This is a genomic window from Pseudomonas sp. MF7453, assembly GCF_016405455.1.
In the GTDB taxonomy this organism is placed as follows: domain Bacteria; phylum Pseudomonadota; class Gammaproteobacteria; order Pseudomonadales; family Pseudomonadaceae; genus Aquipseudomonas; species Aquipseudomonas paralactis.
In genome coordinates this window covers 384,301-400,259 of the sequence record NZ_JAEKCN010000003.1, presented here as the reverse complement: position 1 = coordinate 400,259, position 15,959 = coordinate 384,301, and the positions used below count along the sequence as shown (strand labels likewise).

10 protein-coding genes and 2 pseudogenes are annotated in these 15,959 nt (G+C 56.7%); 3 read left to right on the top strand and 9 right to left on the bottom strand.

The window, feature by feature from the left end; genetic code table 11:
- Positions 1-2: 2 nt before the first annotated feature.
- From vgrG to JFT63_RS07640, 9 genes and pseudogenes are all read right to left on the bottom strand, one after another.
- Positions 3-665, bottom strand: a pseudogene (gene vgrG / locus JFT63_RS07685) (type VI secretion system tip protein VgrG); the annotation flags it as partial.
- A gap of 6 nt (positions 666-671) precedes the next feature.
- A complete protein-coding gene (locus JFT63_RS07680) occupies positions 672-1,070 on the bottom strand; it encodes an immunity protein YezG family protein (RefSeq protein ID WP_198843710.1) in 399 nt (132 codons plus the stop codon).
- Between the two features lie 13 nt (positions 1,071-1,083).
- A pseudogene (locus JFT63_RS30030) lies at positions 1,084-2,095 on the bottom strand (DNA/RNA non-specific endonuclease).
- Between the two features lie 138 nt (positions 2,096-2,233).
- Complete coding sequence (locus JFT63_RS29875; RefSeq protein ID WP_269835566.1) at positions 2,234-2,689, bottom strand: DUF4150 domain-containing protein; 456 nt, start codon at positions 2,687-2,689, stop codon at positions 2,234-2,236.
- A 74-nt stretch (positions 2,690-2,763) separates the two neighbouring features.
- Positions 2,764-3,768 carry a hypothetical protein gene (locus tag JFT63_RS07660; RefSeq protein ID WP_057701513.1) on the bottom strand — a complete coding sequence of 335 codons (1,005 nt, stop codon included), beginning with the start codon at positions 3,766-3,768 and terminating at the stop codon, positions 2,764-2,766.
- An 11-nt stretch (positions 3,769-3,779) separates the two neighbouring features.
- Positions 3,780-4,871, bottom strand: coding sequence for a hypothetical protein (locus JFT63_RS07655; RefSeq protein WP_198843707.1), 1,092 nt, complete (start codon positions 4,869-4,871; stop codon positions 3,780-3,782).
- Between the two features lie 3 nt (positions 4,872-4,874).
- Positions 4,875-5,231 carry a DUF4150 domain-containing protein gene (locus JFT63_RS07650; RefSeq protein ID WP_057701512.1) on the bottom strand — a complete coding sequence of 119 codons (357 nt, stop codon included), beginning with the start codon at positions 5,229-5,231 and terminating at the stop codon, positions 4,875-4,877.
- 1 nt (position 5,232) lies between these two features.
- Positions 5,233-6,582 carry a DUF2169 family type VI secretion system accessory protein gene (locus tag JFT63_RS07645; RefSeq protein WP_198843706.1) on the bottom strand — a complete coding sequence of 450 codons (1,350 nt, stop codon included), beginning with the start codon at positions 6,580-6,582 and terminating at the stop codon, positions 5,233-5,235.
- 8 nt (positions 6,583-6,590) lie between these two features.
- A complete protein-coding gene (locus tag JFT63_RS07640) occupies positions 6,591-8,603 on the bottom strand; it encodes a type VI secretion system Vgr family protein (protein WP_198843705.1) in 2,013 nt (670 codons plus the stop codon).
- Between the two features lie 285 nt (positions 8,604-8,888).
- Here JFT63_RS07640 and JFT63_RS07635 point away from each other — a divergent pair, with 285 nt between their 5' ends.
- The 3 genes from JFT63_RS07635 (at position 8,889) to JFT63_RS07625 (ending at position 15,788) form a co-directional block, all read left to right on the top strand.
- Positions 8,889-10,013 (top strand): polysaccharide deacetylase family protein, encoded by a 1,125-nt coding sequence (locus JFT63_RS07635; protein WP_198843704.1) that lies wholly within the window; start codon positions 8,889-8,891, stop codon positions 10,011-10,013.
- Between the two features lie 339 nt (positions 10,014-10,352).
- Positions 10,353-11,747 (top strand): PhoH family protein, encoded by a 1,395-nt coding sequence (locus tag JFT63_RS07630; protein ID WP_057701508.1) that lies wholly within the window; start codon positions 10,353-10,355, stop codon positions 11,745-11,747.
- A 312-nt stretch (positions 11,748-12,059) separates the two neighbouring features.
- On the top strand, positions 12,060-15,788 hold the full coding sequence (locus JFT63_RS07625; protein WP_198843703.1) for an autotransporter domain-containing protein: 3,729 nt from the start codon (positions 12,060-12,062) through the stop codon (positions 15,786-15,788).
- The last annotated feature ends 171 nt before the right edge of the window (positions 15,789-15,959 follow it).

The window sequence follows — 15,959 nt, the reverse complement described above, 5'->3', positions numbered from 1 at the left end:
TCATCCTCAAAGCGCAGCTCATTGAAGCCATCGCTTTTATGGGTTCGGCTCTTGATGGTGATCCGCGTCTTGTGTTTGGGCAGCTCATACGGCGGCAAATTGGTCACGCGGTAGTTGCGGCCCGTGGTGATGGGCTGGTCGGGGTCGCCATCCAAAAAGCTGATGATCAGTTCCTGATCCACACGCGGCAGGGCCATGGCGCCCCAGGTCGCACCGGTCCAACCGTGAGCCACACGCATCCAGCACCTACTCTGGTCGTTGTTTTTGTCCGAGCGGTCCCACGTGAACTGCACTTTTACTCGCCCCCCTTCATCGCAACATTCTTCGGCGGCGAGGCGGGCGATGAAATCGAGGTCGGTTTCACCGGCCTGAACGCAGTATTCGCGAGGTTGGTGTTCGAAGCAGATTTCGCTGCGGATGTCGGTCAGTTTCTGCTCGGCCAGCATGCTGGTGATGATGTCGGGCACGGTCTGGCTTTGAAAAATTCGCCAGTTGGAACGCAGGTTGAAACGCGCCAGATTCGGTTCGACTACGGCGGTGTAGCGGGTGCGGCGAAAGCCGGTGTCGCCTTGTTGGAACAGGCTAACCAGGCCGTGGACGTAGCGCACCAGGGGGGGGCAACCGCCGGTTGCCAAATATGTGTGGCTTTCATGAAGAGTGCGCAATCAATATTAATACCAATCGATTTGTGGTGTTTCACCTAGATTGTGTTTTATCCATGTTTCACGCCTTTCGGAACTTAAGCCGAAATCGGAAATGTCTTCGTACCCTAAATCAAGACTCATTTTAAGGTCTTTGGAAAGGTGAAAGGTGGCGGTGGTCCATGGTGAATTAGTGTCCTTTTTGTATATGCGTCGAAGTGTTTGGAAGTGTTCTTCCAGTTCTTCTATATTCTCGTTTATGTAGCCGTAACTGCCTTGAGGCTTTTTGTAGAAGATACTTATGCTCCAAACGTCTTCAATCATCTCGGTTCTTATCCATGCTTCTATGAAGTCATCAGGCACGGTGTCAATTAAAAATTGACCGATTAGAGTATAGACTTGCTCTTGTGGTGGTAGGTTCTCTTGCATGAATTACTCCTGGCTATCCGCCATACTTATTTGCATAGGTTATTGGGTCTTGTGGTATGCCATCTATCCATTGCTTAATTGTTACTTTGTCGGGTCTGAGTGAGTCTCCATTGTATCTTGGGTTTATTTCGATGCGTACATCTTTGTTGTCTTTTAATGCTTTTTCCCAAGAATTTTCTAGCTTTTTGTAGGCGCTGTTATTGAAATTGCCATTTTGTGCAAAATGGTTCATCTCGTCAGTCGGGCCGTCAAACCGACGTCCTATGAAATGCCCGCCTTGGTCATCAGGTAGTCGATCTTTTCCTCCTGCAGTTTTTTTGGGCATTTTGGTTTCTCGTCTGAGACTTGTTTAGCGTTAAAGTGCCTTCAACTTTTGTCACTCGTCCATGACTGTCAAGCTGATATGTGTATCCGTTTTTTGTATGCGTAGTCGGCCTTTGTGGTTGTATCTTTGCGCCGTTGTCTGCTTTTGGGGCTAAAGGCTGCTCCGACGCATGTCGTTCTGCTGCATTTTTTGAAAGTCGTTCCGATGCCTCTTTTTCCCCACGTTCCGCTGACTCTTTTATTGCTCTCTGCGTTGCCTGTTGCGCGGCCTCTGATCCGAGACGGTTCGCGCCCTTGCCAACCAGCACACCTCCCTTTATTGCATCTCCCACAAATGGTATCGCCGCGACTGCGCAGAGGCCAGCATTGACTGCATCGCCCTCTGCCGCATAGATCCCTGCGTTGATCAGGTCCGGGATAGCCCCCAGTCCAGGCACGAAGCCCAACGCGTCCAAGCCGCCGTGAACCCATGGGCTCGCGCTGCCCCACCAGCCTTTTTCCGAATCTGTTTCGGCCTTGATCGGCGGATTGGCCTGCGCGGCGGGGACCGCAGCGGGTGCGGTTTCTCCCACCACGCGGCCAATGGTATTGCCATTGGCGTTCGTCCCACCTGGAGTTCGATTCAGGCGTGGATGAGGGTAGTCGGGCAGGGGAACAGGTAGTGCTTCTTTTTGTAGCGCCACATACTCGGCATAGGTCATTTCCTGTTGGGTCAGGAGCGTCGCTCCTTCATAGACCTGAACAGTCACGCCCCAGCCGTTCTCAAAACTAGCGAAGACCTTGCCGCCATAAGGTACGAAGGACCTGTTGACGTTGATCTCTAATGGCTCCGCCATGCTCTAGACCCCATTCATCCAAAACATGTCGTCATGGCGCACCACCAACTTGCCTTCGGCGCGTACGCTGCTGCTCTTCTCCAACGGGTAGCATTTGCCGCCGACTGTGTTGCTCTTGATGCCTTTGGCAGCGCCGGCTCCATCACCCTTGGTAGTCGGTACCAGGCTCTTGTCGAACACCACCACTGGCCTGCCGTTGGCACGTACCGATTTGGCCACGCCGGTGGCAGTTTTCAGCTCGGCAGTGACCGGGTAGGGCACCGGTGGTATGGCGCTGCCCATCGGCGTCTTGCACACGTCGGGGACGATACTGACGACCTTCCATTTGCCTTGTTTGCGAGCGATGACGTTATCGTCCTTTGTTGATGCAGTTACGATTGCGAACTTCCATGCGTAGGAGGTTTGAAGGTCGTGAACGCAACCGATTAGACTCGGCCAACACAAGCCGCCCGTATCCATGTCCGATCTGGTTACGGCAACTCGATCTGAATGAATCGTTGAATATGCCTTTTGGCTTAAAAGCAGGTCACCCACTAAATGTTATCAATGTGTTCAAATATATCCCACTTAGCTCCGTCAAATCTAAGTAGCTCTTTTGCAGCTAGGGCCCATAACACTCCATTTTTGCTCTCAATGGTGTCTATTTCTCTTATTTTGTGAGCGTTATGTATGTCTAGGGGGATGGGCTTGCCATCAATTATTGTGTATATGCCGTCACTGGCTCCGATATAAAACGTGTTTTTGTAATTGGTTATGGAATAGAAATCGCAATCCATGTTCTTTCTGTGATGAACTTTGAAACCCGTGTGGGCATTCCCACAAAGAAGAGTTCCTCTGGAGCCGACGATCCAAATTTCTTGTGGTGACATTACGTGCATTCCATATAGACATGCTTTGGTCACTGCTGGCAAGGTTGACCAGTTTATTCCATTGTAATAGGCGATGAAGCCATCATCGCCTATTGTATAAATTTCGGACTCGCTGCTGCCGTTTATATCAAGAAGGTCAATGCTTTCTGGAGCTGGCGCAATCAAATTTTTCGAGTGCTTGTCGTTCGGAGCTTGGTTAAAGATTTTTGAGTGGGGCTGGAGAATGCCGTCGTCGAAATGTTTCCAATTGCTAGATGAATCTTTCTTGTAAATTTGACCATGATATCCACAGGCATAAATCGACTCTCCTATGCAGCGGATGCGGCTCATGTAACCAAAATTTTGACCATGGCCGGAGAGCCCTGCATCTAAGATTCTATCGATCCTGCTCCCGTCTCTGCTGTAATATTCCACTTCGCCTTCCTCACTAAGCGCGCAAACTTGTCTGGGTGAGTTTTTTGTTTCTGGGATGAGGCAAGTTGATACGACTCTCCATCTGTTTAAGTCGTGATGGAACCATTTTTGTGCCGTCTGATCTTGATAGAAAAACAGTCGAGAAAATGGCGTGTCCCTGTCAAGAGAATCTAGGGTGCATGCCATATAATACATATTCTTATCAATGGCTGTCCCGGCGCCCATGGTTACTTTCGAATGTGCTCTTACTTTCATTGTTTACTCCTTTAAAAGGATCCTGGTCCGCCGGAAGATTTGGAACCATAAATTTCCTTTGGGATTGTTTTTGCGAATCTTCCATACGGATCAGCCCTAACGATGAAGTCTGGCCCCATTCCTTTAGCTTGGTGGTAAGTTCGAAGTTGCAATAATAGATCTTTTTGCCTGCAACCTGTTACCTTGCTGGCTGCCTTTGCACCAAGTGTTTCAAGTGCTATCAAGGGCGCGGTACCTTTAGGGGTGCTGATTAACGCTAACTTGTGCTCATCGGCATCGTAATATTTATGAATACGGCCATGCTCATCTTGTCGCCCCTTACCCCTAACACAAATTACCAAACCTTCTGAGTTGTTGAGACCTCCAGGAATTCGATCAGGGCCAGATGGATTCCCAAGTCGAAACGCTCGGTCTGGTACTACGTGGTGCCCGGTTAAAGGGGTGCACGGTGATTTTCCATTGATTTTATAAGGTCGCAGTATACATTTGCTTCTGCCCTTGGCTTTTGCTTGCCCTCTTCCTATTTTGCTAGAAGCTCTTTCAAGTTTTCCGGCATGCTTTCCGACTAGTACACCTCCTTTGACGACACCTCCTGCGAAAGGGATCATAGCGAGTGCTGAGGTCGCAGCGCCAGTATAGTCACCCCGTACGATGCTGATCGCGGCGCTAGCTCCACCGGTCACGATACCTAGTCCCGGTACAAGGCTAGCTACATCTAGACCAAGTTGCACTCCATCAAGCACTTTATCTGTCGTGCTGGTCTCTTCATCTGTCTCGTTGTCAACGGAAGGGTTTGCCTGTGCAGCAGGAACGTCAGTAGATGCTGTTTCCCCAACTACACGCCCCAATGTGTTTCCATTTGAATTCGTCCCGCCAACGGGGTTTTCTTTATTGGGATGGGGGTAGTCTGGGAGTTCATATTCAGGGACCCTTTCGCGAAATTTGTCATATTCTTCATGAGTTAGTGCTTGCTGGTATTGGATTGCGTTTCCGTCCCAGATCTGCACAGTTACACCGCTACCGCTTTCGAATGTTGCGATACTTTTGGTATCACCAATTGGGCGCTGAAATTTCCTGATATTTATGTTTAGGGGCTCAGTCACACACTACACCCCGTTCATCCAAAATAGATCGCCATTGCGCACCATCAACTTGCCTTCAGCTTTCACGGTGCTGCTTTTCTCCAAGGGGTAGCACTTGCCACCCACTGTATTGCTCTTGATACCTTTGGCGGCACCGGCTCCATCACCTTTGGTGCTGGGAACCAGACTCTTGTTGAACACCACCACCGGTTCGCCGTTCACACGTACCGACCTGGCCACGCCAGTGGCGGTTTTCAGTTCGGCGGTGACGGGGTAGGGAACGGGTGGGATGGCGCTGCCCATCGGGGTTTTGCACACGTCGGGGACGATGCTGACGACCTTCCATTTATCTTGCCTGCGGGCGATGACGTTGTCGGCCATGTCAGAGCATCTCCTTGGCTGTGCGCTTGATCAGCAGTGCGTTCGGATCTGTCTCGAAACGAGCTTCCAGAACGCGGATATCCAGGTGATTGGGCAGGCTGATGCGATGGGTCAGCGCCAAGGTCATGGCTTCGGTGTCGATGCGCAGCGTATCGGTGAGCATGGGCAGCGGCAGCATGGCGCCGTTGTGCAGGCGCATCAGGACAAACGGGCGATGGCCGGGCAGTTCGACGCACAATGTGCCGTCGGGTGTAGGGCCTGGGGCGGTCAGGTTGAACAGTTCAAGACGAAACGCGGGCGGCGGAAATTCGATCTGTTGATCAACCGGCGCACCGTTCCAGTAGGCAAAGTCGAAATCCCGTGGCAAGCCCGGCCAGCGTTCCCGCTGCCAGACCTCGTCATAGCTCCCGGCCAAGGGCAGGCGAGGCGCCCAGGCACGCCCAACCACGCCGAATCCAACCGGTTGGTTTTTGTAGCTGGCCGCGAGCTGCGCCATGCCACGGGCGTCCGGTTCATCCTCGGGGTGTTTGACCCGATCCAGACGCCACACCGGTTTGTCGATGGGCTCTATCTGTGGCGCGCGGAGTTCGCGCAGCGGCTTGTCCAGTTGATAGCCAAGGTCTTCTTGACGCTTGTCGATCCAGCCGCAGCCCAGTGGGTTGCTGTAGCAAACTTCGTTGAGCAGATAGGGCGGGGTGTTTTCATCAATCGCGTGCTCGGGATTAGGCACTACGCTGCTGCCACCGAAGGCATATTCCCAGCGCAGCGGAACACACGTTGCGGGCTGAGGCTCGGACAATTGCCAGCCGCCGAACAAGCTGTGACGGAAGTGGCGAGGGCCGGTGAATTTCAGGTGCTTGTCCAACAAGTAATGGCGCCTCGGCGCATCGGCCCGACGCTTAAAAGCTTCTTGCCGGGCGGCTTGCCATTCCATTAGCTGGTACTCGGTCAGTCGTTCGCCGGGACTCAGCGGCGTCGGCAGGGGCACCTCGATGCTGGGCGGCGGCGCCAGCGGAGCACTGATGCGCAGCCCGGCGGTCCACTGCGTTGCTGGTTGGCCTTGTGGCGCATGAGCATGGCCCGCAACGATCACATCACAGCGTGGTTTGAATGGCGCCAGGTCGCTTTCCTCGCAGACGCTGCTTGCCCCTTCCTCGCCGTAGTAGCGATCAGCGGTGCATAGGGCCAACGGATCCTCATCCAGTACCTCGGCCCGAAACTGCCCCGGTTGGTCGTCAATGGGTATCAACCGATAGCCCACCTTCAAAACCAGCACCGGGTACTCTTGGTCGTCCATGCCCAGGGCACTGAAACACAGCGCATCAAAAGGCGTCAGATTGCGAAATTCCATGACGCCCCCTAGTTGATATCCACGTCTTTGCCGTTGATCTGCACCGCGCCGCTGGCGCTGAAATCGAAGGTGCGGCCATTGATCAGTACGGTGCCGTCGGACTTCATTACCAAGGTGGATTTGCCCACCGTGACCTTGAATTCATCCCCCGCGTCGATGGTGAATTTCTTGCCCACCGCCACCGATTTGTGGATGCCGACCTGCTCGCTTTGGCTCAGGCCCACGGTAGTGTTCATGGCCGCGCCAACGCTGGTTTGGTAGGCCGCGCCAATGGTCAGCGCCTTGGCCAAGCCGATGGTTTCGGCTTTGGCCAGCTTGATGGTCTCTGCCTTGTTGCCACCGATGGTTACGCTGCGGTTGGCACCGATGCTGATGGTTTCGTTCTGGCCGACGTCCTCGGTGCGGTGGTCACCGATGGAGATGGTTTCGTTGTGCTCGACTCGCTCCTTGCGGTCGTTGCCAACGAAGATGCCGTTGTTGTTTTTGATGTGGACGTTCTTGTCCTTTTCGGCATGGATAAACACTTCCTGATGCCCGAGTTCATCCTCAAAACGCAGCTCATTGAAGCCTTCGCCTTTATGAGTTCGGCTTTTGATGGTCATCCGTGTCTTGTGCTTGGGCAGCTCATACGGTGGCAGGTTGGTTTGCCGGTATGCCCGACCGATAGCGATAGGCTGATCGGCATCGCCATCAAGGTAGCCGATGATCAGTTCCTGACCCACACGTGGGATGGCCATGGCGCCCCAAAGCTCTCCCGCCCAGCCTTGAGCTACACGAATCCAGCATGAGCTGTGATCGTTGTTTTTGTCCGAGCGATCCCACGGAAACTGAACTTTCACCCGGCCCCATTCATCGCAATAAATCTCCTCCCCTGGCGGCCCAACCACCGTGGCAATCTGTGGGCCGTCGATGCAGGGTTTGTCGCGCAGCGGGGCTTTCCAGTCGGAGGTCCAGCGGATGGCGCTGGCGGTCATTTCATAAGAGCTACCGTGGTCGCTGCCGAACGCCTCTTCCTCCAGGCTGGTGTGCTGCTTGCCTTCGTGGGTGATGGTGATGGTGCGCCAGCGGTCGTTGAAGTCTTCGCGGGGATGTTCGTTGAGGTCGAACGCCAGCCCCGGTTGCAGGCGCGCGTCGTCACCGGCCAGGTGCGCCAGTTTGGCGTCATTGCGCAGGGCGGTCAGCCGGGTCTTGGTGAAGGGTTTGCCGGCGATGTCGCGTTTGTAGCGGCCGGGGTAGTCGTAGCGCTCGTAGTCCTTGTGCTGGTTTTTCAGGTCCTGGTCGCCGGTGGCGGTGTGCTGTTGGTCGTAGCGCGGGTGGGTGAAGGTGTAGTCGCGTTGTACCTGGCGTGCGGTGCGTACTTGTTCGGTGTAGTGAAAACGGGTCAAGGCCGGTTCTGTGGCATCGCCGCCGGCCATGGGTTGGTAGATCACGGGGCAATTTTTGTGCGTGCCGATGGTGCCCAGGCCGCCGACGCGGTCGGTGAGGACGAGGGTGTGGCCGTCGTCGCGGTGTTCGAAGGTGTAGAGCAGGCCTTCTTCGGCGGCGAGGCGGGCGATGAAATCGAGGTCGGTTTCGCCGGCCTGTACGCAGTATTCGCGGGGTTGGTGATCGAAGCAGATTTCGCGGCGGATGTCGGTCAGTCGGTGCTCGGCAAGCACGTTGGTGATGATGTCGGGCACGGTCTGGCCCTGGAAGATGCGCCAGTTGGAGCGCAGGTCGAAACGCGCCAGGGTCGGTTCGATGATGGCGGTGTAGCGGGTGCGATGGAAGCCGGTGTCGCCCTGGGTGAACAGGCTGACCAGACCATGAACGTAACGTACTGGGGTTTCACCACGCCATATGGTGAATAACCCCGCCAAGTCGAGCACCCGATTGAAGTCGATGGCCGCGTTGTGGCTGGCCAGTTGCAGTTCCAGTTTGAACGGCTGTGACAGGCCTTCTTCAAGCGTGAAGGACACCACATCGAAGGCATCGCCTTTCAAGGGCTCGAATGTGAAGCGCATATCGCTTTGGCGGGGCATGGAACTTCCTTCTTTCCTGTTGACCCGCCAATTGCAATTGCCGTCAGCCGGGACACGATGGGGAACATGCTGCTCGCAGAGCCGCAGATGGGCCGATCTTAGGAAGCCGTAAGCGAGCCCTTCAATAGGGTGGAGGGAATCAAGAGGTCTCTTACTTATTGGAGGGGCAATAGCTGTAGGACTTATCCGTCATGGCCAGCCAGAGGCCCGTCGAACCTGGCCAATGCCATCTGGGCGGACGTGATCAGCTATAGTGGCCGACGACTCTGCAGAGGGAGACCCCGTGTGCGATTAGCGCTTTTATTGTCCGCTTGCCTGCTGTGCCTGAATGCCCAGGCCGCGCCGGTGGATGTCGCCAGCCTCGACCGCAACACCTGGCCGGAAAAACTCAGCAGCCCGGCGCTGTTCGATGTGGCCTCGCGGGCGGAAATCCTGATGTTTGCCCATGGTTTAATCGCCAGCGAAGCCCAGGACGAAACCGCGCTCAAGCAACGGCTGGGGCTTAAGATCATCAACCTGGCCGCCATCGATGACCTGCGTCGCCAGCTCTGGCAACGGCTGTTGGAGAACTACACATTCGCCCAGCAGAGCTGCGAAGAAGATGCCTCGTTCTGTTACCTGGTGGAAAACATGGACGATCTGCGCGAGCAGGCCGGCAAGTTCGAGGTCAGTGACAACTCTTTCTATATAGGCTGGGCTGCCCCCAGTCGGCACTTTCACGAACGCTATCTGGACGAGTTGTTGCGCAAGGCCGCGCTGTTTCCGCAGATCAGCAGTGAAGTGGCGCGCTTTGGCGATCATGAGCGCAATGGCGACGAGCTCAACGATCGCATGTTCTTGCTGACCTTCGACGGTGGCCCGGCGTTGATGGGCGGTAATACCGATTGGCTGACCGACTACCTGCGCAAGCAAAAGATGAACGCGATGTTCTTTGTCCTTGGCAGCAGCTTGCAAACCCGCGTGGAGCGCAGTTCCGCCGCCGATGTGCAGGCGCTGTACCAAGGGCAGTGCGTGGGGCTTCAGGGCTGGCAGTACCGCTCCCACAGCCATTGGGTCGACTGGCAAAGCTCCATCACCCGCAGTGCCGGGCTGGTGCAAAATCTGCTGCCGGAAAACTATGTGCCGCTGTTCCGTCCGCCCTATGGGCAGCGCCGTGCGGACAGCCAGGGCTTCTTCCAGCAACAGGGTTTGCAGGTGGCGTTATGGGACATCGATTCCCAGGACGAGCCGGGCAAGCTCAAGGCCGATGAGTCGGCGCAACGGGTGCTGACATTGATGCTGCTATGGCGCAAAGGCGTGATCGTGTTTCACGACACCCAGGACAAGGCGCGGGTGGCATTGCCGATGGTATTGCAGGCAACGGCGCAGAGTGGCCTGGGTTGGCAGGAGTGTCGCGAGGCATTTCGATGAAGTGCCCGGCTTTGCTGGGGATGGGGTGTTTTCGGGGCGATTTGCTGCGACATTTCGATGCAGGCGGACTTCCGACTTTAACGGGGTACATGGTACTCGGCTAGTGCTATTCGTCATCCTGAAAAATAAACTTCAAAAAAGCGTCAAAGTGCTTTTTCCTGTCATGGGTTTTGCGGTATTACGAAGTCAGACCGCCGAAACCTGCAACACAGGTGGCGTCTTCCAAGACTCCGCATGTGGGCACTGCACTTGACGTCCCTCAGGTGCATTCGGTGGTCGAATCGAGGCGCAGCACCGCCCAGGTATTGCGTCGACTGGCTCCCACAAAGGTGACCGAGTATGGATGATCATGGACGTAACCCTTCTTCCGACCAGCCAATCCTTTATGTGCTTGATACCAACGTATTGATTCACGATCCAAACGCATTGCTTAACTTTGAAGAACACCACGTCGCCATTCCGATGATCGTGCTTGAGGAGCTCGATAAACTCAAAAGCGGCCACCACAGCGTTGCCGCCGAATGCCGCCAGGCCATCCGCCTGATCGACAAAACCCTGGGCGAAGCCTCGCCCGAGGACGTTGAGGTCGGTGTGCCGATCCAGCGTGGCAAAAGCGGGCCCAAGGGCTTGCTGTCGATCCTGATGAGCAAGCGCAGCGAGCCCAACAGCCTGCTGCCGGAAAACCTCAACGACAATAAAATCATCAACCAATTGATCGACCTGCACGCTCGCGACAAGGACCTGCGCGTAGTGCTGGTGACCAAAGACATCAATATGCGCCTCAAGGCACGAGCGTGTGGGATCGCTGCCGAGGACTACAGTACCGACCAACTGGTCGACGATGTGTCGATGCTGTCGCGGGGTTATCACATGATGACCGGCTCGTTCTGGGACCGTGTCAGCAAGGTCGAAACCCGTCAGGACCATGGCCGCACCTGGCACCAGGTGCAATTGACCGACAACCTGCCGGCCGTGCATATCAATGAATTCATCGTCGACGAGCAGGGCTTCGTGGGCTGGATCAAAGAGATCCAGGTCGACAAGCTGCTGATTCTCGACCTGCATCAGGAACCCCTGTTGCACCAGGAAGCCTGGGGCCTGAAACCGCGTGATATCTACCAGAGCCTGGCGCTGTATGCGCTGCTCGATCCGGACATTCACCTGGTCAACCTGACCGGCGCCGCAGGTTCGGGGAAAACCATCCTCGCCCTGGCCGCCGCCATCGAACAAACCATGGTGACCAAACGCTATCGCCGCATCATCGCCACCCGCAGCGTGCAGGGCCTGGACCAGGAAATCGGCTTTTTACCCGGCACCGAAGCGGAAAAAATGGAGCCGTGGCTGGGGGCGATCACCGACAACCTCGAAGCCTTGCACATGGATGACGAAAACACCCATGGCAGCGTCGACTACATCCTCAGCAAAGTGCCGTTGCAGTTCAAATCACTCAACTACATCCGAGGTCGCAGCTTCCAGCAAAGCCTGATCCTGATCGATGAATGTCAGAACCTTACACCGCACCAGATGAAAACCATCATCACCCGTGCCGGCGCCGGTTCCAAAGTGGTGTGCCTGGGCAACCTGGCGCAGATCGACACCCCTTACCTGTCCGCGACCAGCTCCGGGCTGACCTACCTGACGGAACGCTTCAAGGATTTCCCGAACGGCGTGCATATTGCGCTGCAGGGTGTGCCTCGTTCGATTCTGGCTGAATACGCCGAATCTCACCTGTAACCGCCTACTCACCAAAAAGTGGCTAAGTGCCACGAACTGCCCCGGATTTTTCACGAAGTCCGGGGTTTTTGTTGTGCGCGACATTTGTCTGCGATAACGCGTCCTGGGTGCTTGTGGTTTTTGTAATTATTTTGTTACATTTTTTCTTGCGGTAAAAAAACAACAAGAACTCTGCGTGACCCCGTCGGAGCACTCCTCCTTGATTCGACGAACGTTTTGAAGACCTGTCTAGGTTCTTCACCGTGACCCTGCCTATTACAAAAGCCCGATACATCGCTCATTGACGACGCACATATCCAAAGGGAAAGGAAAATGGACGTAGCAGGTAATGGCTTCACTTTGTCGCAACACAAGCACGCCACTCGTTTCAAGCAGATGCCTCTAACACCCATCGCGCTCGGCCTGGCTCTTTGGCTGGGCCAGGGAACCATGGCCTGGGCCGAAGACAATCCGTACACGTCTCAAGTACTGGAATCGGCATTCCGCAGAGCCGTCGCCTCGTTCGGCCCCGGCACCGACGTGTACAAGAATCTGCGGTTTGCCTACTCGGATATCGTCGACCTGGCGGCCAAGGACTTCGCTGCCCAGTCCGGCAAGTTCGACTCGGCCCTCAAACAGAACTACGAACTGCAACCCGAAAACCTCACCATCGGTGCCATGCTCGGCGATACTCGGCGGCCACTGGATTACACCTCGCGCCTGGATTACTACCGCAGTCGGCTGTTCAGCAACAGCGGCCGCTACACCACCAATATTCTCGATTTTTCCAAGGCCATCATCGCCAACCTGCCGGCCGCCAAACCTTACACCTACGTAGAACCGGGCGTGAGCAGCAACCTCAGCGGGCAGTTGAATGCAGGCCAGTCCTGGGCTGGCGCAACCGGCGACTGGAGCGCCAACGCGCAAACCTGGAAGACCCCGGAAGCCCAGGTCAACTCCGGCCTGGACCGCACCAACGCGTATTACGCCTATGCCCTGGGCATCACTGGCAAGGGGGTCAATGTTGGCGTGCTTGACTCGGGCATCCTCACCGAACACTCCGAGTTCCAGGGCAAGAACGCCCAGGGCCAGGAGCGGGTACAGGCGGTGACCTCCACTGGGGAGTACTACGCCACTCATCCACGCTACCGTCTTGAAGTGCCCAGCGGCGAGTTCAAGCAGGGTGAACATTTCAGTATTCCCGGGGAATATGATCCGGCGTTCAATGATGGTCACGGTACGGAAATGTCCGGTGTGCTCGGCGCCAGCCGCAACGGCACCGGTATGCACGGGATCGCCTTCGACGCGAATATCTTTGTCGCCAATACCGGCGGCAGCGACAACGACCGGTACCAGGGCTCCAACGACCTCGACTACAACGCGTTCATGGCCAGCTACAACGCCCTGGCGGCAAAGAACGTGGCGATCGTCAACCAGAGCTGGGGGCAAAGCTCGCGCGATGACGTGGAGAACCACTTTGGCAATGTTGGCGACAGCGCCGCGCAAAACCTGCGTGACATGACCGCCGCCTATCGCCCGTTCTGGGACAAGGCCCACGCCGGGCGCAAAACCTGGATGGACGCTATGGCCGATGCGGCCCGTGAGAACACCTTTATCCAGATCATCTCGGCGGGCAACGACAGCCACGGTGCCAACCCGGACACCAATGCGAACCTGCCGTTTTTCAAACCGGATATCGAAGCTAAGTTCCTCTCCATCACCGGCTACGACGAGACCAGCGCCCAGGTCTACAACCGCTGCGGCACCTCGAAGTGGTGGTGTGTGATGGGCGTTTCGGGCATCCCGTCCACAGGGCCTGAGGGTGAAATTATGCCCAACGCCAACGGGACCTCCGCGGCTGCGCCGAGTGTTTCCGGAGCCTTGGCCTTGGTGATCCAGCGCTTTCCTTACATGACCGCCAGTCAGGCGCGGGATGTGTTGCTGACCACCTCCAGCCTGCAAGCGCCGGATGGCCCGGACACACCTGTCGGTGAACTGACGGGCGGCCGCACCTACGACAACCTGCAACCGGTGCATGATGCCGCGCCGGGCACGCCGCAAGTGCCGGGTGTGGTCAGCGGATGGGGCTTGCCCAATCTGCAAAAAGCCATGCAAGGGCCGGGGCAGTTCCTGGGTGCCGTGGCGGTGGCCTTGCCTACCGGTACCCGCGATATCTGGGCCAACCCGATTTCCGATGAAGCCATTCGCGCCCGCGGCGTAGAAGACGCTGCCGAGCAGGCCGTTTGGGCGGCGACCAAGCAGCAAAAGGGCTGGCTCAATGGCCTGCCCGCCAATGCCTCGACCGACGATCAGTTCGAATACGAGATCGGTCATGCCCGGGAGCAGGCGATGCTCACCCGTGGCCAGGACCTGCTCACCGGCACCACCTACGTCGGTAGCCTGGTCAAGTCCGGAGATGGCGAGCTGGTATTGGAAGGCCATAACACCTATTCAGGCAGTACTTGGGTACGCGGTGGCAAATTGTCGGTGGACGGTGCGTTGGCCTCGGCCGTGACGGTGGATGGCAGTGCCGTGGGCACCCGTAATGCGGACAATGGCGTAGTGACCACAGTGGGCGGCATCCTGGCCGGCAACGGCACGGTGGGCGCCTTGACCGTCAACAATGGCGGGCGCGTGGCGCCGGGGCATTCAATTGGCACACTGCGCGCTGGCGACGTGACCTTCAATCCAGGCTCGGTGTATGCCGTCGAAGTCGGTGCCAATGGCCAGAGCGACCAGATCCAAAGCAGTGGCGTGGCCACGCTCAATGGCGGTGTGGTGAACGTTTCCCTGGAGAACAGCCCCAACCTGCTGTCTGCCAGCGAGGCGCGCAGCTTGCTGGGCCAGCAGTTCACCATTCTCAGCGCCAGCCAGGGTATCAATGGTCAGTTTGCGGCGTTCGCGCCCAACTACCTGTTCATCGGCACGCAACTCGCTTACCAACCGAACCAACTGACCCTGGCGATTGCGCGCAACCAGACCAGCTTCGCCAGCGTCGCACAGACGCGCAACGAACGCGCGGTGGCGACGGCGGCGGAGACACTTGGGGCTGGCAGCGCGGTATACGAAAGCCTGTTGGCTTCCGATTCCGCCGCCCAGGCTCGGGATGCATTCAAGCAATTGTCGGGGCAACTGCATTCGGATGTTGCGGCGGCGCAAATGGCCGACAGTCGATACCTTCGCGAAGCGGTCAATGCTCGTCTGCAGCAGGCCCAGGCACTGGACTCCAGCGCGCAGATCGATAGCCGTGACAACGGCGGCTGGGTGCAACTGCTCGGTGGGCGCAATAACGTCAGCGGTGATAACAACGCCAGTGGCTATTCCTCGTCCACCAGTGGTGTGTTGCTGGGGCTGGATACCGAGGTCAGCGACGGCTGGCGCGTAGGGGCGGCGACCGGTTATACCCAGAGCCACCTCAATGGCCAGTCGGCTTCAGCGGACAGCGACAACTATCACCTGTCGGTGTATGGCGGTAAGCGCTTCGAGGCGATTGCCTTGCGCCTGGGTGGCGCCACCACTTGGCACCGTCTGGATACTTCGCGGCGGGTGGCTTACGCCAACCAGTCGGACTACGCCAAGGCCGATTACAATGCGCGCACCGACCAAGTGTTTGCCGAGATCGGCTACACCCAGTGGACACCATTCGAACCCTTCGCCAACCTCACATACCTGAACTATCAGAGCGACTCGTTCAAGGAAAAAGGCGGTGCTGCAGCCTTGCATGCCAGCAAGCAAAGCCAGGACGCGACACTTTCTACGGTGGGCCTGCGTGCGCATACGCAGTTGCCGGTCAGCTCCACCTCGGCAGTGACGTTGCGTGGTGAGCTGGGTTGGGAGCATCAGTTCGGTGATACCGATCGCGAAGCCTCGCTGAGGTTTGCCGGCAGCGACACCGCTTTTGCCGTCAACAGCGTACCCGTAGCCCGGGATGGCGCGGTGATCAAAGCCAGTGCGGAAATGGCCCTGACCAAGGACACCCTGGTGTCGTTGAACTACAGCGGCTTGTTGTCCAACCGTGGTAACAACAACGGGATCAATGCCGGGTTTACCTTCCTGTTCTAACCTTGAATGTAGGAGCGAGCTTGCTCGCGAAAAACGTCAACGATAACGCGTGCACCCTGGGTAAACGCGGCGCCTGTGAGTTTTTCGCGAGCAAGCTCGCTCCTACAGAATGGGATAAACAGCCCTGCGCAAATTTGACCCACAGGTTTACAATCGCTGCTCCTGATCAGG